At 63.0% G+C, this 21,986-nt stretch carries 17 protein-coding genes; 13 read left to right on the forward strand and 4 right to left on the reverse strand.

Features of this window, described 5'->3' with window-relative positions; translation table 11 throughout:
• Window positions 1-14: 14 nt before the first annotated feature.
• Entirely contained in the window at window positions 15-4,781 is a 4,767-nt protein-coding gene (locus ACW4LP_RS01000; RefSeq protein ID WP_451917883.1) for an acyl-CoA dehydratase activase-related protein, read from the forward strand.
• 215 nt (window positions 4,782-4,996) lie between these two features.
• Here ACW4LP_RS01000 and ACW4LP_RS01005 read toward each other — a convergent pair whose 3' ends face one another.
• Both ACW4LP_RS01005 and ACW4LP_RS01010 read right to left on the reverse strand, forming a co-directional pair.
• The gene (locus tag ACW4LP_RS01005) at window positions 4,997-5,695 is read right to left on the reverse strand and encodes a response regulator transcription factor (protein WP_114539208.1); all 699 of its coding nucleotides are present in this window, start codon (window positions 5,693-5,695) and stop codon (window positions 4,997-4,999) included.
• The gene (locus ACW4LP_RS01010; protein ID WP_223900393.1) at window positions 5,673-7,361 is read right to left on the reverse strand and encodes an ATP-binding protein; all 1,689 of its coding nucleotides are present in this window, start codon (window positions 7,359-7,361) and stop codon (window positions 5,673-5,675) included. Before ACW4LP_RS01010 ends, ACW4LP_RS01005 begins: the two co-directional genes overlap by 23 nt.
• 266 nt (window positions 7,362-7,627) lie before the next feature.
• On the opposite strand from ACW4LP_RS01010, the gene ACW4LP_RS01015 reads away from it, so the two are divergent.
• The 9 genes from ACW4LP_RS01015 (at window position 7,628) to ACW4LP_RS01055 (ending at window position 15,049) form a co-directional block, all read left to right on the forward strand.
• Window positions 7,628-8,653: a molybdopterin-dependent oxidoreductase gene (locus tag ACW4LP_RS01015; RefSeq protein ID WP_455803385.1), complete on the forward strand. Its 1,026-nt coding sequence runs from the start codon at window positions 7,628-7,630 to the stop codon at window positions 8,651-8,653.
• A 134-nt stretch (window positions 8,654-8,787) separates the two neighbouring features.
• On the forward strand, window positions 8,788-10,260 hold the full coding sequence (locus ACW4LP_RS01020; RefSeq protein WP_455803386.1) for a molybdopterin dinucleotide binding domain-containing protein: 1,473 nt from the start codon (window positions 8,788-8,790) through the stop codon (window positions 10,258-10,260).
• A gap of 9 nt (window positions 10,261-10,269) precedes the next feature.
• Window positions 10,270-10,830 carry a 4Fe-4S dicluster domain-containing protein gene (locus ACW4LP_RS01025; protein ID WP_114539205.1) on the forward strand — a complete coding sequence of 187 codons (561 nt, stop codon included), beginning with the start codon at window positions 10,270-10,272 and terminating at the stop codon, window positions 10,828-10,830.
• Window positions 10,831-10,957: 127 nt separating this feature from the next.
• Window positions 10,958-11,623 (forward strand): TorD/DmsD family molecular chaperone, encoded by a 666-nt coding sequence (locus tag ACW4LP_RS01030; protein WP_114539204.1) that lies wholly within the window; start codon window positions 10,958-10,960, stop codon window positions 11,621-11,623.
• Window positions 11,624-11,794: 171 nt separating this feature from the next.
• Window positions 11,795-12,160, forward strand: coding sequence for a type II toxin-antitoxin system Phd/YefM family antitoxin (locus ACW4LP_RS01035; RefSeq protein ID WP_114539203.1), 366 nt, complete (start codon window positions 11,795-11,797; stop codon window positions 12,158-12,160).
• Entirely contained in the window at window positions 12,157-12,462 is a 306-nt protein-coding gene (locus tag ACW4LP_RS01040) for a type II toxin-antitoxin system RelE family toxin (protein WP_114539202.1), read from the forward strand. Before ACW4LP_RS01035 ends, ACW4LP_RS01040 begins: the two co-directional genes overlap by 4 nt.
• Window positions 12,463-12,491: 29 nt before the next feature.
• A complete protein-coding gene (gene rsmI, locus ACW4LP_RS01045) occupies window positions 12,492-13,355 on the forward strand; it encodes a 16S rRNA (cytidine(1402)-2'-O)-methyltransferase (RefSeq protein WP_157012535.1) in 864 nt (287 codons plus the stop codon).
• A gap of 73 nt (window positions 13,356-13,428) precedes the next feature.
• Window positions 13,429-13,980 carry a M48 family metallopeptidase gene (locus ACW4LP_RS01050; protein ID WP_157012585.1) on the forward strand — a complete coding sequence of 184 codons (552 nt, stop codon included), beginning with the start codon at window positions 13,429-13,431 and terminating at the stop codon, window positions 13,978-13,980.
• A gap of 124 nt (window positions 13,981-14,104) precedes the next feature.
• Window positions 14,105-15,049: a sortase domain-containing protein gene (locus ACW4LP_RS01055; RefSeq protein WP_157012534.1), complete on the forward strand. Its 945-nt coding sequence runs from the start codon at window positions 14,105-14,107 to the stop codon at window positions 15,047-15,049.
• 99 nt (window positions 15,050-15,148) lie between these two features.
• Here ACW4LP_RS01055 and nifU read toward each other — a convergent pair whose 3' ends face one another.
• Together nifU and nifS are read right to left on the reverse strand one after the other, a co-directional pair.
• The gene (nifU, locus tag ACW4LP_RS01060) at window positions 15,149-15,607 is read right to left on the reverse strand and encodes a Fe-S cluster assembly scaffold protein NifU (RefSeq protein ID WP_321203145.1); all 459 of its coding nucleotides are present in this window, start codon (window positions 15,605-15,607) and stop codon (window positions 15,149-15,151) included.
• 57 nt (window positions 15,608-15,664) lie between these two features.
• Window positions 15,665-16,891, reverse strand: coding sequence for a cysteine desulfurase NifS (nifS, locus tag ACW4LP_RS01065; protein WP_157012533.1), 1,227 nt, complete (start codon window positions 16,889-16,891; stop codon window positions 15,665-15,667).
• A gap of 181 nt (window positions 16,892-17,072) precedes the next feature.
• On the opposite strand from nifS, the gene ACW4LP_RS01070 reads away from it, so the two are divergent.
• From ACW4LP_RS01070 to metG, 3 genes are all read left to right on the forward strand, one after another.
• Window positions 17,073-17,492, forward strand: coding sequence for an RrF2 family transcriptional regulator (locus ACW4LP_RS01070; protein ID WP_302223924.1), 420 nt, complete (start codon window positions 17,073-17,075; stop codon window positions 17,490-17,492).
• Window positions 17,493-17,556: 64 nt separating this feature from the next.
• On the forward strand, window positions 17,557-20,157 hold the full coding sequence (locus ACW4LP_RS01075) for a hybrid sensor histidine kinase/response regulator (RefSeq protein ID WP_157012531.1): 2,601 nt from the start codon (window positions 17,557-17,559) through the stop codon (window positions 20,155-20,157).
• Window positions 20,158-20,357: 200 nt separating this feature from the next.
• On the forward strand, window positions 20,358-21,935 hold the full coding sequence (metG, locus tag ACW4LP_RS01080) for a methionine--tRNA ligase (RefSeq protein ID WP_302223921.1): 1,578 nt from the start codon (window positions 20,358-20,360) through the stop codon (window positions 21,933-21,935).
• Window positions 21,936-21,986: the final 51 nt, after the last annotated feature.

Genomic DNA, 21,986 nt, shown 5'->3' on the forward strand with positions numbered 1-21,986 from the left:
TTGGGAGTAAGCCAATGAAGAAGAATGCCAAGAACAGCAAGTACACCGAGATCATCACCGAGGCCTCAACCTCGGCAAAAGAGCTGGCATCTGCGGCGTGCGCCTCTTGCGCGCCGCGGGTGACCACGGTGGAGACGGCCCAGACTTCCGCCGAGGCCAGCGCCGCTGCGGAGGCGTGCCCCTTCCATATCGGCATCGACGTGGGATCGACCACGGTGAAGCTGGCGGTGCTGAACAACGACAACGAAATCCTGTGGGCGGTGTACCGCCGCCATCATGCCGACGTGCGCGCCACCATCGTGGAGGTGCTGCGCGAGGCGGCCTCGGCCTATCCGGACGAGACCATGACCATCGCCATCACCGGATCGGGCGGCCTGCTTCTGTCCCAGTGGCTCGACGTGGCTTTCGTGCAGGAGGTTATCGCGTCGAAGACGGCGGTGGAGACCTTCATCCCCAAAACCGACGTCGCCATCGAGCTGGGCGGCGAGGACGCGAAGATCATCTACTTCGACAACGGCATCGAGCAGCGCATGAACGGCACCTGCGCCGGCGGCACGGGCGCCTTCATCGACCAGATGGCGGCCCTTCTGGACACGGATGCCGGCGGCCTGAACGAGCTGGCGGCCGATCATGAGACCATCTACCCCATCGCGAGCCGCTGCGGCGTGTTCGCCAAGACCGATGTGCAGCCGCTTCTGAACGAGGGCGCGCGCAAGGAGGACATCGCCGCCTCCATCTTCCAGTCGGTGGTGACTCAGACCATCTCCGGTCTCGCCTGCGGCCGGCCCATCCGGGGGCATGTGGCCTTCCTCGGCGGCCCCTTGCAGTACCTGCCCGAACTGCGCAAGCGCTTCTACGAAACCTTGGAATTGACCGACGAGGCCATCATCGTGCCCGAGAACGCGCACCTGTTCGTGGCTGCCGGCTGCGCCATCGCCGGTGTGGCAGAGGGCGCGCGGCCCGAGAAGCTTTTCGATGTGCTGACGCGCCTGGAGGGCCTGGGCGACATGCAGGGCTCGGAGGTGGTACGCCTGGCGCCGCTGTTCGCCGACGAGGCGGAGCTGGCGGAGTTCCACGCTCGCCACGACGCCGAGCGCGTGCGTCGCGCGTCGCTTGAGGACTACCGGGGCGTGGCCTTCCTCGGCATCGACGCCGGCTCCACCACGTTCAAGGCGGCGCTCATCGGCGAGGACGGGGCGCTTCTGTGGTCCACCTACGCCTCGAACAAGGGCGACGTGCTGGGCTGCGCCAAGGCGGCCGTGGCCGAGCTGTACCAGGCGCTGCCCCGCGACCCGGAAACGGATGAGCCGCTCGTGCAGATAGGCCACGCCACGGTGACCGGCTACGGCGAGGGGCTTCTGCTGGAGGCCCTGCGGGTCGACTCCGGCGAGATTGAGACGGTGGCCCATTTGCGCGGCGCCCAGGAGATGCTGCCCGGCGTGGAGTTCATCCTGGACATCGGCGGCCAGGACATGAAGTGCTTGCGCGTGAAGGACGGCGTCATCGACCACATCATGCTGAACGAGGCCTGTTCCTCGGGCTGCGGCAGCTTCATCGAGTCCTTCGCGAGCGGCCTGAACCTGGACGTGGCCGAGTTCGCCGCCACGGCCATCTCCGCCGAGAACCCGGTGGATCTGGGCAGCCGCTGCACCGTGTTCATGAACAGCCGCGTGAAACAGGCCCAGAAGGAGGGCGCCACCGTAGGCGACATCGCCGCGGGTCTGGCGATTTCCGTTATCAAGAACGCCCTGTTCAAGGTCATCAAGATTCGCGACCCGCACGATGTGGGCACGAAGGTCATCGTGCAGGGCGGCACCTTCTTGAACGATGCGGTGCTGCGCGCCTTCGAGCAGCTCTCCGAAGTGAACGCCATCCGTCCCGACATCGCCGGCAACATGGGCGCCTTCGGCGCGGCATTGTTGGCCCGCGACCGCTTCGAGGAGACGCGCCGGCGCACCGAGAACGTGCCGCTGTCGCCGGATCTGGGCCCGAAGGTGCCCCTGAGCGGGCTTTTGTCCCTTGAGGAGATCGAGGCGCTCGCGCCGACGCATCGCACCGTGCGCTGCAAGGGCTGCTCGAACGCCTGCCTGCTCACAGTGAACGATTTCGGCATCGATGCGGCGACGGGCAAGCACCGCCGCTTCATCACCGGCAACCGCTGCGAGAAGGGCGAGAGTTTGGGCACCGGCACCGAGAAGTCGGCCGTGCCGAACCTGTTCGAGTACAAGGCCGAGCGCACCTTCGGCTACGAGCCCCTGGCGCCCGAGGAGGCGCCCCGCGGCACCGTGGGCATCCCGCGCGCGCTCAACATGTACGAGAACTACCCGTTCTGGTTCACCTTCTTCACGAAGCTGGGGTACCGGGTGGTGCTGTCCGACCCGTCCACGAAGAAGACCTACGAGGCCGGCATCGAATCGATGCCCTCCGAGAGCGTGTGCTATCCGGCGAAGCTTTCGCACGGCCACATCATGAACCTGCTCGACAAGCACCCGGACTTCATCTGGATGCCGTGTTCGAAGTGGGAGCGCCAGGAGGACGAGACCGCCGGCAACCACTTCAACTGCCCCATTGTGGCGAGTTACCCCGAGGCGCTGCGCCTGAACATCGACGAGCTGCGCGAGACCGATGTGGCCTTCGTGTCGCCGTGGGTGCCCTACCACGACAAGGACAAGCTGGCCGAGCGCCTGGTGGTGGAGCTGACCGAGAACTTTGCGAAAGAGACGAACGGGTGCGGCCCCGCGCTCACGGCTGACGAGATCCGGGCGGCGGTGGAGGCGGCCTGGGCCGAGGACGAGGCGTTCAAACGCGATATTCGCACGAAGGGTGTGGAAACCCTCGCGTGGATGGAGAAGACCGGCACGCGCGGCATCGTGTTGGCCGGGCGCCCCTATCACCAGGATCCCGAGATCAACCACGCTATCCCCGAGCTGCTCACGAGCTTCGGTTTGGCCGTGCTCACCGAGGACTCCGTGGCGCACTTGGGCCAGCTGGAGCGGCCCATTCGCGTGGTGGATCAGTGGATGTACCATACGCGCCTGTACGCGGCGGCCAAGGTGGTCACCCAAAGGCGCGATCTCGATCTCATCCAGCTGAACTCCTTCGGGTGCGGCCTGGATGCCCTTACCACCGACCAGGTGCAGGAGGTGCTCGAGGCGGCCGGCAAGGTGTACACGGTGCTGAAGATCGACGAGGTGTCGAACTTGGGCGCGGCGCGCATTCGCGTGCGCAGCCTGCTTGCAGCTTTGAAGGACCAGGCCGACCGCGAGGCCGAGGCGGAAGCCGACGCCGCCGCCGAGAAGAGGGGCTGTCCGGCTGCGTGCATCGACTTGGACAACCTGGATAAGCTCGTGCCCGCCAGCTTCACCGAGAAGGCCGATGGCGTGGTGGCCGCGGCCGAGATCGAGCAACGCGAGGGCGCCTCCACCGAGTTCGCGCGCCCCCAGTTCACCGAGCAGATGCGCGATGAGGGCTGGACGATTCTGGCGCCCCAGATGGCCCCCTACCACTTCGAGCTTCTGGTGCCCATCTTCAAGCGCGCCGGCTACAACGTGGCGCTTCTGCCCTCGGTGGACCACGGCGCGGTGGACGCGGGCCTGAAGTACGTGAACAACGACATCTGCTACCCGTCCATCCTGGTCACGGGCCAGATTATGGAAGCGGTGCTGTCGGGCAAGTACGACACCGACAAGCTGGCCGTGCTCATCACCCAGACCGGCGGCGGCTGCCGCGCCACCAACTACATCTCGCTCATCCGCAAGGCGCTGAAGTCCGTGGGGCTCGGGCACATCCCGGTCATCGCCATCTCCTTCAAGGACCTGGGCGAGGAGAACCCTGGCTTCAAGATCACGCCGAAGATGCTCTACCAGGCCATTTACGCGCTGCAGTACGGCGATTTGCTCATGATGTGCTTGTATCGCACGCGCCCCTACGAGGTGGAGCCGGGCAGCGCGAACCGCCTGTTCCAGTACTGGATGGACGCCTGCAAGCACCAGCTCGAGCGCGGCGTGCGCCAGTCGGAGTTCCGCCGCACGGTGCGCCGCATCGTGGAGGACTTCGACGCGCTGCCCCTGGCCGGCGAGGGCACGAAACCCCGCGTGGGCGTGGTGGGCGAGATCCTCGTGAAGTTCCACCCGACGGCCAACAACCAGATCGTGGACGTCATCGAGCGCGAGGGCTGCGAGGCCGTGGTGCCCGGGCTTATCGAGTTCTTCCTGTTCGGCATCGCCGGCGGCATCTTCCAGCAGCCTATCGGCAAGTCGAAGAAGAGCGCGCTCGGGAGCAAGATCGGCCTGGCCGCCATCAAGAAGCTGCGCAAGCCCGTGAACGACGCGCTGGAGAAGTCGAGTCGCTTCCACCCGCCGGCGGACATCTACGAGCTGGCCGACTACGCGAGCGAGATCCTTTCCCTGTGCAACTCCATGGGCGAGGGGTGGCTGCTCACCGCTGAGATGGTGGAGCTCATTCGCTCCGGCTGTCCGAACGTGGTGTGCACCCAGCCCTTCGCCTGTTTGCCGAACCACGTGGTGGGCAAGGCCACCATTAAGGAGCTGCGCCGCCGCTACCCGGAGAGCAACATCGTGGCCGTGGACTACGACCCCGGTGCGAGTGAGGTGAACCAGCTCAACCGCATCAAGCTCATGATCGCCGTGGCCAAGGCGAATTTGGCCGAGAAGGAAGCCGAGGCCCGCGCCGCCCGGGCGGTGGCCCGCGACGGAGCGCCTGAGGAACCCGAGACCGTGGCGGCATCCGTAGAGGTGGAGACCACCGAGGTCGTGGGGTAGGCGGCCGCTTCTTTCCTGAATTGCTTTCAAGAGAGGTGAGCTTCCCCGACAAATGTCAGGGAAGCTCTTTTTTAATCATGTAGAGGATCGGGAGGAGCGCGACAGCGTTTCGTCGAAAATGCTGTCGACACACACGACGTCATCCCTGTGCGGGGCGGGATATGTCCTTTACGGTCGCCTTTCGACGTTGCGTCTTTCGAGAGCGAGGCGCAGCGTTAGACCAGCCGGTAGCCGATCCTCCATACGGTGAGAAGGTGGACGGGATTAGAAGGGTCGTCTTCGATTTTCTCCCTTATGCGGCGAACGAGCACGGTAATCGAGTCGAGGCTGAGCGGGTTCGATTCGTTCCAAAGGTGCTCGTAGATCTGCTCCTTGCTGAAAACATCCCCCAGGCTCGAGGAGAGCAAGTGCAGTATCTCGAATTCCTTGGCGGTAAGGCCAACGTTCTCGCCATGTTTCTCTACGAGGTATTGGCTCGGTTTCAGCACTAAATCGCCGAGAACCACATCTTGCTTGTTTTCCTTTGGGGGCTCGGGCTTTGCCTTCTGCGATCCCGTTCGGCGGAGCACGGCGGATATCCTCATGAACAGCTCCTCGGATTGGAAGGGCTTGGTCATGTAGTCATCGCCTCCGGCTTCGAAGCCGATGCTCTTGTCGACGATATCGCTTTTCGCCGTGAGGAATATAACCGGAGTGTCGCAGCCGGCTTCTCGGATCTTCCGACACAGGGCGAATCCGTTGGATTGGGGCAGCATCACGTCGAGGATGATAATATCGGCACCGCAGCTCTGCGCCATTGATAGCCCGGAGAGACCGTCGTAGGCCGAGAGGAGGCTGTAGCCGTGAGCTGCGGCAATCGGCCGGAGAGAATTGTGAATTTCTCGATTGTCGTCAATAAGCAGTATGTTGTTCACTGGGAGCCCCTTCTGGATGAGTGGGAAGTGCGAGGAAAAACGCAGACCCTTTTCCAAGCTCGCTTTCAACGGCTACCTCTCCGCCGAGGAGCTGTGCGTACTCTTTCACGATATAGAGTCCCAAGCCGCTTCCGTCTGGATTCGCGTTTCCCCAGTGACTCGTCTGGGAGAACCGATCGAAAATGGAGTCGAGATCTTCCCGCGCAATGCCGATCCCGTGATCCGTTACGGCGATCTGCACGTGTTTGCCGTCTTCGCAGATCCGTGCCGCCAATTCGACGATGCCCCCTTCGTGCGAGAATTTGATGGCATTGCTCATCAGGTTGAGTAAAACGTGACGCAATTTGCCCCAGTCTGAGTAGATGAGGGGGCAGGCCGGGTCTGCTTTCCGCACAATGGTCACGTTTCTGCGCCGGGCGAGGGGGAGCGTTTCTTGCAGAAGGTACTCGGTAAAGTCGAGTACATCGATCACTTCCCAGTTCATCTTCTCCTTGATGTCTTTGGATCTGCTGGTTTCAAGGATATTGTTGATGATCAGCAGCAGCTCTTTGCTGCTGGCCTCGGCGCTTGAGGCCAGTTGCTTTTCCTCGTCTGATAAGTTGAATTGCTTCGATTGCAGCGCTTCCAGATAGGAGATAGTGGCAGTAAGGGGGGTTTTCAACTCGTGGCTCATGGTCGCGAGGAAGTCGGACTTGTAGGCCGATTCCTGCTGCAGGCGTTCGTTGACCTTCTTTATCTCCTCCCTCTGGGCGATGGCCTGCTCGCTTAGTTTCTGCAGCCTCTCGGTTCGGTCGGCAACTTGCTGCTCCAGATTGCCGTAGAGATCGTCCAGCTCGTCGGTCATAGTGTTGAACGCGTTGATCATGGTCGACATCTCTTTGGTCGACTGGCTGTTGTTCAGCTTCATGTCGATACGCCCTCGGCCCACTTCGCCCAAACTCTCAACGACCGAGTGCAAAGGCTTGGTGACGAGGTGGCGTACGGCGAAGAAAAGGATGGCCAAGGCGGCGCACATTGCCAAGGTGTAATAGACGAGATCTCGCGCAAGTGCGGCGTTGTAGGATTCGATGTATCGTTCCGCGGGGATGCTGATGCTCAGGGCGCCCGCGATATCGCCCATGCTCCATCCTTCCTTTGCATAGCCGGTGATATCTATCTCGCCCTTGGGCGCTCCGTGACACGACAGGCACCCCTCTTCCACGGTGAGCGGCGTGCAATAGCGGAGGCTCATCGCCTCATCGTTTTCCACGAGTTGGTAGTACTCTCCAATGGCGGGATCTTCCTCGAAGGAGGCCAGAGCGCCTTGTTCCCACTCATCAGGGGCATCTCCGGGGTTTCTCGGATCGGTGCGCGTGAACTTAACCACGTAGTCGGTGCTCCTGTTGAACAGCTGGGCTACCGCTTTTGCCGCAACTGAGCAGTGCAGTCCCTTGAATTCGTATATGCCGTCCGAAGTGTAATTGATGCGGTTTTGATTGGCGTCGACGAAAGTCCACACGGCATCCATCTGCTGGGCGAAACCTCGGGCTTGCTCAACGAGTTCCTGCCTCAGCTGCTGCTCGTGGGTTTTGGCCGACCAGAGGCCGACAACGGCAATAATGAGGGTGATGAGGACGGCGCTGAGCACAACGAGCTTCACATCGATGCGAAGTTCCTTCCCGCCCACAGTGCCCCCTTTCGTTCTCTAAGGAATTCTAGCATCTCGAGATGCACGTTGCCTCTGCTGACCTTCGTGTTGTAATTTGTTAAGGATTCATTGATCTGCCGTCTATTGAAGCCGTTTTCCCGCGATTCCATAATCCTTCCCGTAAGGCAACGAGGGCGGGTGAGCCGGCCTGAAGCGATGGCACATTCCCGAGTTCGTTGCATGGGAGCGAGAAAGAGGAGATGGGAATGCTGGAACGACGTGCATTTCTAGGAGCGGCTTCGCTATTGGCAAGCTCGCTTGCCCTATCGGGATGCGTTGGCGGCGATGTTGAGCCCACCAAGACGCCGAAAACGGGAGAGGATACGGGTATTCAGCGGCAGCCAATCGACGTTCTGCCGGAGGGCGGTCAGTGGATGACGCTTTCCTGCTGGCAGTCCTGCGGCGGACGTTGCCTGAACAAGGGCTATGTGGTCGACGGTGTGATTATTCGCCAGAAGACCGACGACACTCACGATGATTCCCAGGATTACCCTCAGCAGCGCAGCTGTCCGCGCGGCAAAACGCTGTCCTCCACGTGGTTGGGGGAGGATCGCATCAAGTATCCCATGAAGCGCAAGCATTGGCAGCCGGGCGGGGTGGACTACCATCCCGAGCTGCGCGGGCAGGACGAATGGGAGCGCATCTCCTGGGACGAGGCGGTCGGGTACGTGGCCGACGAGGTTAAGCGGGTGTTCGAGCAGTTTGGTTCGCGTTCGTTTCTGGGCGTGTCGTGGGACGGGCTGCCCTATGCCAGCTATTTGGGCGGCAGCGTGGGCATCATGGCCACGGGATCCCGCGGCAGCGCGCGTTTGGCGCCGGCCCACCTGGGTGCGGAGCATGATGGCTGTGATGTGAAGCGCGGCCAGGCCAATGATCGCTTCGACTTAATGTACAACGCGGAGAACGTGGTGCTCTACAGCTTCAATCCCGCGTGGAACGCCATGGGTTCTCCCATGTGGCACTTCATGAAAGCGAAGGAGAACGGCGCGACTTTCACCGTGGTGGGTCCCGACTACAATATGACGGCCAGCATGCTCGAGGCCGACTGGATTCCCGTTCGTCCGGGCACCGATACGGCTTTCCTGTTAGCCGTCGCCTACGAGATGCTGCGCTTGGATGAAGAGGGCGGCAACGTCGTGGACTGGGACTTCCTCCACAAGTACACCGTGGGATTCGACGCCGAATCGATGCCGGCCAATGCGGCGAGCGCCGAGAACTTCCTCGGCTATGTCAAGGGGGAATACGACGGCGTTCCGAAAACACCGGAGTGAGCCACGAAGATCTGCGGCACGCCGGTGGAGGCAATCACCAAGTTCGCCACATTGCTGTCGAAGGAAAACAAGGTCATGACGTTCAATGCCTTCGGCTGCATGCGCCATACCGCACGGAGAACCTGGAGCAGCTCATGATCGCCGTCAACTCCATGGGCGGCCATTACGGCAAACCGGGGCAGTGCTGGGGCGGCTACTACTTCGATGGCGGAAGCGATGCGCCGTGCAACCTTATTTTGACGGGCAGCTCGGGAGTCGACGAGGCCAAGGAAAAGCTGGGAATCGCCCCGAAGAAGATGCTCGGCGAGCCGTGCGACGACGTGGTGAGCGCCGCACAGGTGTGGGATGCGATTCTCAACAAGAAGTACCATTTCACCGGAGACATTCGCAACGACGCTCCCGAGAGCGCCTGCGAGGAGCGCGACCTGGACGTCCGCTTTATGGATTTCGGCACGTGGTCTGCCATGCGCTCCTACCCCGATACCGTGAAAGCGGTGCGGGCCCTGCGCGAGGGCGGCATCGAATGCGTAGTGGGCCGCGGAATCCTTCCGAAGCTGGACATCCAGTTCTGCGATATCGTCGTTCCGGTCATCAGCGACTTGGAGAAGGAGGCCATCCTGGAGACGGGCGAGGGCGGCCGCGAAATTGTGTACCACTACGATAAAGTGTGCGATCCCCTGTACGAAGCGCGCACGAACCGGGAATTCGAGAGCGCCATCCTCACGGCGCTGGGGGAAGACCCCGCCGGCATGTATCCGCTTTCCGAAGAGCAGAAGCTGTACAACATCATGGCGGGCACCACGGTCATCTGCGACGACGGTGTGACCTATGAGCCCCTGCTTACCATAACCCAGGAAGATATTGACGCCATGGGCGTGGAGGGCCAGCCGCAACAGGGGCGCATCACGCTGCAGGAGTTCAAGGAAAAGGGCGTCTACCAGGTAGAGCGCAAGCAGGGCGACAACTTTGGCTTCATTGCGTACAAGGACTTCGTGGACGATCCCGTTGCCCACCCGCTGGCCACCGATTCCGGGAAATTCGAGATCTACTGCCAGTACAAGGCCGATATCCTCAACCAGGCGAAGCTTCGTGCAGGCGACGAGTGGAAGCCCTATCCCACCTACGTGACGCCCGTGGAGGGCATCGAGACCACTTACGCGGATTTCGAAGGCCAGGTGAAGGGCGACTTTCCCTACCTGATGTACAACACGCATTACCCTCGTTTCGGCAACGGCGTATACGGCAACACCAAGTCTCTGGGCGAGGCGTTTGCCACACCGGTGTTCATGGGAGAGAAGGTGGCGAAGGAGAACGGTATCGCCACGGGCGACACGGTTCTGGTGGAGAGTCCTCACGGAAGCGTGCTTCGCATAGCGTGCGTCAGCCCCACCTATATGGACGACGTGCTGGCACTTCCCAATGGCGGTTGGTCGCAGTTCAATGAGGAGGGCATTGACGTCATGGGCGGCGTCAGCACCCTGAACGGCACCCTCATGCAGGGTATGGGGTGCACCTCGTTCAATTCGAATAACGTGCGCGTGAGCAAATATGCGGGCGATCCGCTGGGAAGCGACAGCAGTCGTCAGGTCGTTCTGAGCGCGGAATAGGAGAAGATCATGGGAAAGAAGGGCTTTCATTTCAACCAGAGTCTGTGCTCGGGGTGCCACAGCTGCATGATGGTGTGCAAGGAGAACCATCATCTTCCCGAAGGGGCGTTCTTCCGTCGGGTGAGCAGCTTCGTGAGCGAGAACGGTTCCAAACCGGGCGTCTTCCACCTGTCACTCGCCTGCAACCACTGCATGGATCCCGCCTGCGTGGCGAACTGTCCCGTAGGGGCCATGTACGTTGACGAAGAGGATGGAACCGTGCAGCATGATGACAGCGCGTGCATCGGCTGCCAGTCCTGCGTGAAAAGCTGCCCCTATGGGGCTCCCCAGTATCGCGTCGATCTGAACATCACGCAGAAATGCGATGGTTGCTATGATCTGCGCGCGAAGGGCATAGAGCCAGATTGCGTCCAGGCGTGCCTTATGAGAGCGCTCACGTTCGGCGATATGGAAGAGACGGGGACGAATTTGGGCAAAGTGGCCTGTGCGCCGGAATCGACCACCTCTCCTGCCACGTATGTCGACGAGAGCGCCTATGCGGCCAGCTCGTTTCGGGATTGGCTGATGTAGGAACTGAAGTCATCCGGCTGTTGTCGAGGTTGCACGAGTGGCCCTCCCGTATCCGCCGCGCTCCCAGGGGGCGCGGCGGTTTCTCAAAACAGGAGATTGGCCGTATGGCGAAGAAGGGGCTGTTGAGATGAACCAAGTTCAGAGTGATGCGCTTGATGAGGTGCTGGTCGCCCGGGCGGCAATGTACGGGTTGCTGCAGCGCGTGTTCTCGGATGTGCCCGACCGGGCTCTCGCGGAAAATGAATCCTGTGAGGTTATGGACCAGTGCTTCGAGGTTTTAGGCGAGGCCTGGGGCCTTCGGGATTGCCGTACTTGCAAGGTTGGCGAAGGCGCCGGCCCGAAGGCGCCCGATGCGGCGCCGCTTACCTTGGAGGGGGAGTACAACCGCCTGTTCGTAGGCGTGGGCAAGCCGGCGGTGTGCATGTGGGAATCCATATACGCTACGAGGGTCAATGCGCTCTTTCAGCCGAATACTCTCGAAGTTCGAAACGTGTATCTGCGCAACGGCTTTAAACCTCTCGGCATGGGCAAGGTCGCAGATGATCACATGGCCATCGAATTGGCCTTTATGCGGGAGTTGGCTCTTGAAACAACGAGGGCCGGCGAGGCTCAAAGGGCGTCGCTGCTGACGGAGCAGCGACTGTTTCTGGAGGAGCACCTACTTCGTTGGGTCGATGCCTTCGCAGAACGGGTCGTGGAGCACGACAGAAGCGGATACTATCGCGACTATGCCCGCTTGCTTGCCGATTTCGTGGACAAGGATGCCGCTTTCCTGCCGGGAGCCTCTGCTTAAGCGGTTCTGCAGGCGCAGATAGTCCAAGACCAGCTAGTACTCTGCGAAGGCGGGGGCCACAATGAGATAGGGACTTCGGGACAACTATTCGCTGCCTACCCATTTTCCGTGTTATAATACGCATAAAAATACGGTGTTAAAGTAGATTGCATACGCATAAGGAGCGAAATCATGGTTGTCGTCGCCGATGGGAAGCTGGCTTTCAGCAAGGATCGGGTGGTGAGCGCCACCCAGGCCTCTAAGAACTTCGGAGAGTGCCGCCGCCGCGCGAAGCGGGAGCCGCTGTTCGTGACCGATCGCAATGCCAGCATCGAGACGGTCATCGTGGACTACGACGAGTTCGAGGCCATGGCGGTGGAACTGGAGCAGCTGCGCCTCCAGCGCCTCTACGATGTCGCGGCGCAGCGGTTGGCCGCCATCGATCGCGATCCCTCGGGGGAGACCGTGCCGTTCAGCGAGATACTGGGCGACGAGGGCTATGATGCCTTCTTGGCCCTTGATCCCGATGACCTTCCTGATGGGGAGCTTTTCGCATGAGCGGTTACGAGCTCGTCTTCTCCCGTGGGGCCCGCAAGGAGTACGAGGCGCTCGACGGCTCGGTTCGCTCGATGCTCAACAAAGGGCTTGCCCGACTCCGCGTTCGTCCCGCGGAGATAGGCAAGGCGCTCAGCGGAGCTTTGGCCGGATGCCGGGAGTTGAAGTTTCGGGCCGACGGCCTTCGTGTGATCTACCGTATTCGCGACGGGCAAGTTCAGATCGTGGACATCCTCGCCATCGGGGCCCGCGATCATGACCGCGCGTTTCGCGATGCCGAACGACGCTTGGGCGACGAGGGCTAAGTGGCCGCCTCCTCATATATAATGTACCTATGAGCACTTCAGGAAAACTCGTCATCGTGCCGACGCCCATTGGGAATTTGGGCGATATGACGCTGCGCTCGCTGGAGGCGCTGCGCGAGGCCGACGTGGTGTGCGCCGAGGACACCCGGGTAACGGGGAAGCTGCTCGCGCACTTCGGGATCGAGAAGCGGCTCGCGCGGCTGGACGAGGCGATGATCGGCTCGCGGGCTGCGGGCGTGGTGGAGCGCGTGGCGGCCGGCGAGGTGGTGGCCTACTGCTCGGACGCCGGCATGCCCGGCGTGTCCGACCCGGGGCTGCGACTTGTGGCCGCCGCGCGCGAGGCCGGCGTTGCTGTGGAGGTGCTGCCCGGCGCCTCGGCGGCGGCCTGCGCCTACGTGGCCTCGGGAACGGTGTGCTCGCGCTTCTACTTCGGCGGCTTCTTCCCACGCAAGGCGACCGAGCAACGGACGGTGCTCGCAGAGCTTTCCGGGCTGGACGCGGCTCTCGTGTTCTACGAGAGCCCGAACCGGCTGGTGGCGGCGCTTTCGGTCATCGCCGAGGTGCTGCCGTGGCGCGAGGTGGCGGTCTGCCGCGAGCTGACGAAGCTGCACGAGGAGGTGGCCCGGGGGAGTGCCGCCGAGCTGCGCGAGCGGTTCGCGGCCCGTGCCGAGGAGCCCGGCGGCGTTCGCGGCGAGATCGTGCTCGTGATAGACGCCCCGGGCGAGACGGAGGCGGCCGTCGGTGCCGAGGAGGCCGCGGCATCGGCTGCCGAGCGCGCTGTCGAGCTGGTGGCGGAGGGCCTGCGCACCAAGGAGGTCACCAAGCACCTTGTCGCCGAGTTCGGCATTTCCCGCAACGACGCCTACAACCTGGCCATGGAGGCCGCGCGATGACTTCGGTGTCATTCTGAGCGAGCGAAGCGAGTCGAATAATTTCATGGCAGCAGCGAGAAAGCGTCCGGCAAAAATGATGCCTCCCGAGCTCGTCTTCATCGACGGGCTGGAGGTCTGGCTCACCCGCAAGGCCATCAAGAATATGCACCTGCGGGTAAAGCCTCCCGACGGGCGCATCGAGGTGTCGGCGCCCCTGCACTTGCCGCTCGCCACCATCCGGAAGTTCGTGGGGGAGAAGCGCGACTGGATAGAGCGCCAGCAGCAGGAGATCGCGCAATCGCCCCGTGTCGAGGCCGCCGCGGCCACGCCTACGGAAGTGGCCCAGTGGAAAGCGGTCGTTGCGGCCTGCGTGCCGGCGCTCATCGAGGCGTGGGAGCCCGTCATGGGCGTGAAGGCGGGCAAGATCGCCTACCGCAACATGACGAGTCGCTGGGGCAGCTGCCAGCCCTCGACCGGCCGCATCTGCATCAACGTGCGCTTGGCCCTCTACCCGCCGGAGTGCTTGGAATACGTGGTCGTCCACGAGCTGTGCCACCTGCTTGAGCGCGGCCACGGCCCTCGCTTCCACGCGCTTATGGGCACTTTCATGCCTGACTGGAAAGAGCGGCGCGCCAAGCTGCGCTAGCGTCGGGATTCGGCACTGCGAAATTGAAGCGAACTTTTGTACTAAAAGGGCTTTTCATTGGGCTTGTATTACATTACAATGCGAACAAACATTCGGTTTTGAGAGCGAAAGGCCTGGTGAGAGCATGGGAGAGGTTGTTGGACGCAAAAAGAAGGCTGTGGTGACAGGAGCGCTGGCGCTTACCTTGGGCGCCGGCCTGGGGCTTGGCGCGGTAGCTTGGGGAAGTGAGGGGTCCGTGCCTGAGGAAAGTGTGAGAGCCGGGGACGCTTGGGCTCCGTTGGTGGGCCAGAAGTTGGAGGAGAAGGTGGCCGCTGCGGCCCGTTCCCATCGCGCCGAAGTGCGGCAGGCGCTTGCGGCCTATAGGGTAACGGACGCGGCGGCGCGGGAAGCTGCCACGGAAGCAGGGGAGCAAACGCCGGCCGAAGCCGCCGGGGCGCAGGACGCTCATCTTTCTGCCGAGGGTCCAGGTGCCTCATCGGGCGAGGCTGCGGGTGCGTGTTCGGAAGAGGCGGATCGGGCGGACGAACAGCGCGGCGGCCAGGAGGCGTCGAAGGGGTCCGGAAGTGCGGCGGAAGGCGGGGGATTCGCCTCTCAGCCGAGCGCGCCCGGGCCCGAACCTTCGGTGGAAGCATCGGCGGAAGGCGACTCTTCCGCTTCCGAAGAGGTGCCATCTGATGAGGGATCGAACGTCGATGGAACGCTCAAGCCTGGCACGCTGGTGGTAGACGGTACCGCCATTCCCTACCGCGATGTGCGCGGCGGCACGACGCCGAGCTCCGGGGGAGGTCTGTGGTTGGGGTCGGACGCGGTGGATGACGGCAGCTGGGGCTATTTCGTCGGACATAACCCCGGCTCGTTCGCACCGGTGCGTTCGCTGTCCTCGGGCGATGCCGTCGTCGTGTGCGACCGCTCGGGAGGGCAGCGCACTTATACGGTGAGGGATGTGTTCCAGGTGGAGGAGACGGCCACGTGGAAGACCATCGCTTCGCGGGTAACCGGTTACGGCGAGTCGGTGGTGCTGCAAACCTGCGCGGGCGACGGCATGAACGTCATCGTCGTCGCAGCGTAGGGGTGGGCGACTTTGCGGCACGCGCCGGCTTGAAAAGAGAAGAGCCCGGAAGCCCTTGGGCTTCCGGGTCGAACCAGCGGCTTGTCGGAGAGCCAGCGGCTACTCGTCGTCCTCGTCGCCGTGGCCGTGGTCGTGCTCGGAGATGTCGCTCACGGGCTTCTCCAGGCCCTCGATGACGATGCCGTTCTTCTCGGCGTAGTCCCACAGCGCCGCATGGATGGCCTCTTCGGCCAGCAGCGAGCAGTGCACCTTCACCGGGGGCAGCCCGTCTAAGGCCTCCATGACGGCCTTGTTCGTGACCTCCAGCGCCTCCTGCACTGTCTTGCCCTTCACGAGCACGGTGGCCATAGAGCTCGTGGCGATAGCGGCCCCGCAGCCGAAGGTCTTGAACTTCGCGTCGCGGATGACGTTGTTCTCGTCGATGTCGAGGTACACGCGCATGATGTCGCCGCACACCGCGTTGCCCACGGTGCCGCAGCCGCTCGCGTTCTCGATCTCGCCGACGTTCTGGGGGTTGGTGAAGTGCTCCATCACTTTATCGGAGTAGTTCATGGCCATGAGGGATTCTCTCTTTCTATGGGTGGGGAGGACGATGAAGGAGGTGATAGGGTGATGTTAGTTCGCGTAGGGGAAGCCGTCGGCCTTGAAGCGCTCGATGACCGATTCCACCTTGCCCTGCTGGAAGTCCTCGTACAGGGGGCTCATCATGCGCAGGTGCTGCAGCGTGGCCTTAAGCGAGTCCACGGCGAAGTCGATGTCGGCCAGGGTGGTGTCGCGGCCCAGCGTCAAGCGCAGCGAGCCGTGGGCGATCTCGTGGGGAAGGCCGATGGCCAAAAGCACGTGGCTCGGGTCCAGCGAGCCGGAGGTGCAGGCGGAGCCGGAGGACACGCAGATGCCCCGGGCGGCCAGCTGCAGCAGCATGCCTTCGCCCTCGATGAACTCGAAGGAGAAGTTCACGTTGTTGGCCAGGCGGCTCTCCCAGCTGCCGTTGAGCTTCGCCGAGGGGATCTCCTCCAGGATGCGGCGGATGGCGTGGTCGCGCAGGGCCAGCTGACGGTCGTGCTCGGGGGCGATTTCCTCGGCGGCCAATTCGGTCGCGCGGGTGAAGCCGACGATGCCGGGCACGTTCTCCGTGGAGCCGCGCCGCCCGCGTTCCTGCTGGCCGCCGTCGAGGAGGTTCTGGAGCTTCACGCCCTTGCGCACGTACAGGAGGCCGACGCCCTTAGGCCCGTAGATCTTGTGGGAGGAGGCCGACAGCATATCGATGCCCAGCTCGTTCACGTCGATGGGCTCGTGCCCGAAGGCCTGCACCGCGTCGGTGTGGAAAACGACGTTGGCATCATGGGCAGCTGCCGTCAGCTCAGCGATAGGCTCGATGGTGCCGATTTCGTTGTTGGCGAACATAATGGAGGCCAGGATGGTGTCCGGGCGGATGGCCGCCTTGAAGTCCTCAACGCTCACGAGCCCGTGCTCGTCCACGGGCAGGTAGGTCACTTCGAAGCCCTCGCGCTCCAGCGCCTGGCAGGTGTGCAGCACCGCGTGGTGCTCGATGGCGCTCGTGATAAGGTGGCGCCCCTTGGCGGCGTTGGCCCGGGCGAACCCCTTGAGGGCCCAGTTGTCCGATTCGGTGCCGCCGCTCGTGAAGAAGATCTCGCGCGGCGTTGCGCCGATAAGGCCGGCCAGGCTCTCGCGGGCGGCGGCCACGGCATCGGAGGCCTCCTGGCCCAAAGGATAGATGGAGGAGGGGTTGCCGAAATGCTCGGTGAAATAGGGGGTCATGGCCTCCACTACTTCGGGACGGACAGGCGTCGTGGACGCATGGTCAAGGTAGATCTGGCTCATGATGCTCCTGCTTCCGCGTTGGGGATGGGTTCGCCCGGCACGGTTCAGGGCCGTGATCGAGCTTCTCCATCTAAGTCTAGTAATTTGCTAGAGATTAATATAGACGGGTTGCGGAGATTGTCAAGAACCTCCTATGATTGTTACCATATTCCCGACGATTTACCCAGAATGGCGACCTCCGGTGAAGATTTCGACGAAGACCCGTTACGGCATGCGCTTCATGATCGACCTGGCCCAAAGCCAGGGGGAGGGCCGTGTGGCCTTGAAGGACGTCGCCGATCGCCAGGGGCTTTCCAAGAAGTACCTCGAGCAGGTCGTCGCGCCGCTTGCCAGCGCGGGGCTGCTCGATGTGACCCGCGGCAACCAGGGCGGCTACCGCTTGGCCCGTGAGGCGGCCTCCATCACGCTGGCCGACATTGTCGCCGCCTCCGAGGACGGCCTGGAGCTGCTCGATTGTATGGGGTCGCTCTCCACTTGCGAGCGCGCCGAGGGCTGTCCGTCCCGCCGCGTGTGGGGCGGTCTTCAGGCGGCCATCGGGGACTACCTCTCGGGGCTGACTCTCGCCGACGTCGCCGCTCCCGCCGCTGGTTCCAACTTGTAATCTCTCAGCTGCCCTCTTTCGCGTATCATGTGTAATTACCTGTGCCGCGACGAGAGAGGACGCTGTGGAAGACGAGGGGAAAAAGTACTGGCTCTCCATAGCTGCTTTCGTTCTCGTGTTCATCGCGGTCGTCGTCACGCTGTCCACCTTCATGCAGCAGACGAGCAACCGCATCGTTGCCCAGGCGAACCAGTACGTCTCTGATGCCACGGCCCAATCCTGCGTGCTGGTCTCCACCCTCATGGAGAACACGCAGAAAGACATCGAGACTATCGCCGCCCTTGCCTCGGAGTCGGCGGATGTGACCGACATCGTCACCAGCGAGGAATGGCTCATCAGCGTGGAGGAGACCTCGCCTTTCGACACCATCGACTTCGTTGATGTCGACGGCATGCAGCACTCGCCCCAGCACGAGCCGGTGAACGTGTCGGATCGCTCTTACTTCAAGCGGGCCATGGCGGGCGAATCTGGCATCGAGGCCGTATTCAACACCCGCATGACCCACGAGAACCTCGTGTACTTCTTCGCACCGGTTCGCGAGGGCGCGGACGGCCCGGTCGTGGGCTTGCTTCTGGCCCACTACAGCGAGAACCGGCTCGCCGATCTTCTGTCAGGCGATTTCTTCGGCTACGCGTCCCAGGTGATGCTGTGCTTGCCCACCGGGGAGGTGGTGGCCGCCACGGATTCCTCCTATGTTGGCAGGAACCTTATCCAAGAGGCGCAGGCCGACCCCTCTGCCACCTCTGGCGCCCGCGATCTGGAGCGCGCTTTTGCCAATCACGAGACGGTCACGTACAGCTACCAGGCTGAGCGCGGCACGGGCTCGGTGTGCCTTCGCGAGGTGCCGGGTCTCGGCTGGATGATGCTGGAGACGTTCCCGGCCGCCGCTACCGAGCAGATGATCAACGAGGCCAATGAAGGCGGTTGGAACGCCCTGTTCGTCATCGTGGTGGTATTCGTCCTCGTCATTGCCGGCATTATCTTCTACAACAACCGCCGCCACCGCTCGCTCACCCGCTCGATGCGCGATCGGGAGGACGTGCAGCGCGGGGTGGCCAAGCTGACCGAGCGGCTGGTGCTCATGGATTTGGATGCCGATCGGTTCCGCTACATGAGCGGCCCGGTCACGCCGAGTGACCCCTACGAGTTGGAAGGCCCCTACACCGCCATGATAGAGCGCCTGCAGGGCCTGGTCGTGGGCGACGAGGCCAAGGCGGAGGTGGCCAAGCTCTACGACAAGCACACGATCATCGATCTCATGCCGCCCGGCTCCGACGAGATCCGCTTCGAGTACCAGATGAATCGCGGGGGAGACGTCAAACGGGAGGACATCAACCTCATCTGCGTGCAGCGCGACGCGGCGGGGATGCCGACGCGGCTTCTCTACACAACCCAGGACGTCACGGCGCTCAAGCAGCGCGAGAAGCAGCTCCAGCTGGCCATGGAGGACTCCTATCGCGCGGCGGTTGCCGCCAACAACGCCAAGAGCGACTTCCTCTCGCGCATGAGCCACGATATCCGCACGCCGATGAACGCCATCATCGGCATGACGGAGCTCGCGCGCATGAACGAGGGGCATCCGGAGAAAGTGGACGACTGCCTGGCGAAGATCACGCTGTCGAGCAACCATTTGCTCGCGCTGATCAACGAGGTTCTCGATCTCTCCATGATCGAGAACGGGCGCCTGGTGCTTACCGTGGGAGAGGTGGATCTGCGAGCGTTGGCTCTCGAGATGGAGACGATGTTCTCGCAGCGCTGCGAAGAATCGGGCATCGCCTTCGTGATTGAATTCGAAGGGCTCGCCCATCCGCTGGTAGAGGGCGACGGGCTTCGCTTGCAACAGGTGTTCATGAACATGCTCGGCAATGCGGTGAAGTTCACGCCGGCGGGCGGCTCGGTGTCGCTGCGGGTTGTCGAGCACGCCTCTCGCGTCGAGGGGACGAGCGACTACGAGTTCGTCTTCGCCGACACCGGCTGCGGCATGGCGCCTGAGTTTCTGGCGCACGTCTTCGAGCCCTTCGCGCGTGAGCACGACTCGCGCACCGAGTCCGTGGAGGGCACGGGGCTGGGGCTTTCCATCGCCCAGTCCGTCGTCTCGCTGATGGGCGGCACGATTGATGTGGAAAGCGAGCCGGGTCGCGGCACGGTGTTCACGGTGCGGGTGAGCATGCGCTATGTGGAAAGGGACGCGAAAGGCTCCCTCGAGGAAAGCGACGACGCCGACGCCCTGTGCGATGTTTCGCAGGGGGATGCGCCCGCGCCGAGGGGCGCCGATTTGAGCGGCGTGCGCGTGCTGCTTGTGGAGGACAACGAGCTTAACAGCGAGATCGCCGTGGCGCTGCTGGAGTCCCTCGGCGCGGCGGCCGAGACGGCGGCCAACGGCCAGGAGGCCCTCGATGCGCTGGACGCGAGCGAGCCGGGCCATTTCGACGTGGTGCTCATGGATATCCAGATGCCCGTCATGAACGGCCTCGAGGCCACGCGCCGCATCCGCGAGAGCGAGCGCGATGATTTGCGCGCGCTGCCCGTCGTGGTGCTCTCGGCCAACGCGTTCACCGAGGATGTGCAGGAATCGAAGCGCGCCGGCGCCGACGACCATCTCTCCAAGCCCATCAGCGTAAAGGATCTTGCGGCAACGTTGGGTGGAATCCTCGGGCGCTCCTGATCCTTGCGGCGCTCGCGTCCCTCGCGACCCTTGCCGCCCTGGTTCCTCACGGCCCCGCGCCATCACGCGCCTACGGCGCAGCGCGGAGTCGAAGGATCGTGCGGCCCTTCCCTGTGTTAAGATAGCCTGCACGCAACAACCCTAAAGGGGAGCGGCGGTGTCATCGGCCGCCTGCGCCCGGAAAAGGAGTCTTACCCGCTATGCCTAAGGGAACCTTCGGCGTCACCACGCCCATCTACTACATCAACGCCGCGCCGCATCTGGGCACCGCCTACACCACGGTGGCCGCCGACACCATCGCGCGCTACGAGCGCATGAACGGCTACGACGTGTCGTTCGTCACCGGCACCGACGAGCACGGCCAGAAGATCGCCGAGACCGCCGAAAAGAACGGCATGACCCCGCAAGCCTGGTGCGACTCACTGGCCCCGGCCTTCACCGATGCGTGGAAGACGCTGGATATCGACTACACCAACTTCGTGCGCACCACCGAGGATCGCCAGACCCGTGCCGTGCAGAAGTTCTGGCAGGGGCTCTACGACGCGGGCTGGCTGTACAAGAGCGCCTACGAGGGCTGGTACTGCGTGCACGAGGAGACCTACTACGCTGAGAGCGACTTGGAGAAGAACGAGGACGGCGAGTTCGTGTGCCCCGACTGCAAGCGCCCGGTGCGCTACGAGTCCTCGGGCGAGGAGAACTGGTTCTTCAAGCTCTCCGAGTTCCAGGACAAACTCCTCGCCTTCTATGACGAGCATCCGGACTTCATCCGGCCGGTCAGCCGTCGCAACGAGATCGTCTCCTTCGTGAAGGGCGGCTTGCAGGATCTGTCCATCTCCCGTTCCAGCTTCGACTGGGGCATCCCCGTGCCGTGGGATGAGGGCCACGTGTTCTACGTGTGGGCCGACGCGCTCATCGCGTACCTCACGGGCATCGGCTACGGCGACCCCGAGCGCGAGGCCGAGTTCGATCGTCGCTGGCCCATTCAGTACCACTTTGTGGGCAAGGACATCACCCGCTTCCACTGCGTCATCTGGCCCGCGATGCTCATGGCCGCTGGCATGCCCATCACCCACACGGTGTTCGGCCACGGCTTTCTGCTCACCAAGGGCGAGAAGATGTCGAAGTCGAAGGGCAACGGGCTTATGCCGGCCGACCTGGTGCGCGTGTTCGGGGTGGACGCCTACCGCTATTACTTCATGAGCGACGTGCAGTTCGGCCACGACGGCTCCATCTCCATGGAGCGCATGGTGCAGGTGTACAACGCCGATCTGGCCAATACCTGGGGCAACCTCGTCTCCCGCGTGACGAACATGACCACGAAGTACTTCGAGGGCCGCGTGCCCGAGGCGCCTGCCGGTTCCGAGGACAACCCCCTGCGCGAGATCGCCGACACCCTGTACGCGGAATACGACGCCTGCATGGCCGAGGTGGACTTCACCGGGGCCGCGGCGGCGGTGCAGAAGCTGGCGAGCCGCGTGAACCTGTACGTGGAGGAGAGCGCCCCCTGGACGCTGGCGAAAGATCCCGCCCGCGCCGATGAGCTGGCCGGCGTCATCTACAACTGTCTGGAGGCCATCCGCATCATCGCCCTGTACATGGCGCCGTTCATGCCGAACACCTCGGCCGAGGTGTTCCGTCGCCTGGGCCTGGGAGAGATCGCCGACACCACCGACATCCAGGAGGCCACGGCCTGGGGCCAGCTGCCCGCCAGCGTCGCCGTGGAGGTGGGCGACCCCCTCTTCCCCCGCCTGGATGTGGATAATCTGCCCGAGCTGTAGGCGATCATGAGAGACCAAGATCCCGTTTTTTATGACGCACTGTTTCGGCAG

Source organism: Adlercreutzia sp. CNCM I-6215 (assembly GCF_977072315.1).

Excerpts from the sequence above, each read along its gene's own strand:
- nifU (WP_321203145.1), bottom strand. The coding sequence starts at position 15,607 with ATGGCCATGAACTACTCCGATAAAGTGATGGAGCACTTCACCAACCCC.
- nifS (WP_157012533.1), bottom strand. The coding sequence starts at position 16,891 with ATGAGCCAGATCTACCTTGACCATGCGTCCACGACGCCTGTCCGTCCC.
- ACW4LP_RS01050 (WP_157012585.1), top strand. The coding sequence starts at position 13,429 with ATGATGCCTCCCGAGCTCGTCTTCATCGACGGGCTGGAGGTCTGGCTC.
- ACW4LP_RS01030 (WP_114539204.1), top strand. The coding sequence starts at position 10,958 with ATGAACCAAGTTCAGAGTGATGCGCTTGATGAGGTGCTGGTCGCCCGG.
- ACW4LP_RS01035 (WP_114539203.1), top strand. The coding sequence starts at position 11,795 with ATGGTTGTCGTCGCCGATGGGAAGCTGGCTTTCAGCAAGGATCGGGTG.
- ACW4LP_RS01040 (WP_114539202.1), top strand. The coding sequence starts at position 12,157 with ATGAGCGGTTACGAGCTCGTCTTCTCCCGTGGGGCCCGCAAGGAGTAC.
- ACW4LP_RS01000 (WP_451917883.1), top strand. The coding sequence starts at position 15 with ATGAAGAAGAATGCCAAGAACAGCAAGTACACCGAGATCATCACCGAG.
- ACW4LP_RS01020 (WP_455803386.1), top strand. The coding sequence starts at position 8,788 with ATGATCGCCGTCAACTCCATGGGCGGCCATTACGGCAAACCGGGGCAG.
- ACW4LP_RS01025 (WP_114539205.1), top strand. The coding sequence starts at position 10,270 with ATGGGAAAGAAGGGCTTTCATTTCAACCAGAGTCTGTGCTCGGGGTGC.
- rsmI (WP_157012535.1), top strand. The coding sequence starts at position 12,492 with ATGAGCACTTCAGGAAAACTCGTCATCGTGCCGACGCCCATTGGGAAT.
- ACW4LP_RS01055 (WP_157012534.1), top strand. The coding sequence starts at position 14,105 with ATGGGAGAGGTTGTTGGACGCAAAAAGAAGGCTGTGGTGACAGGAGCG.
- metG (WP_302223921.1), top strand. The coding sequence starts at position 20,358 with ATGCCTAAGGGAACCTTCGGCGTCACCACGCCCATCTACTACATCAAC.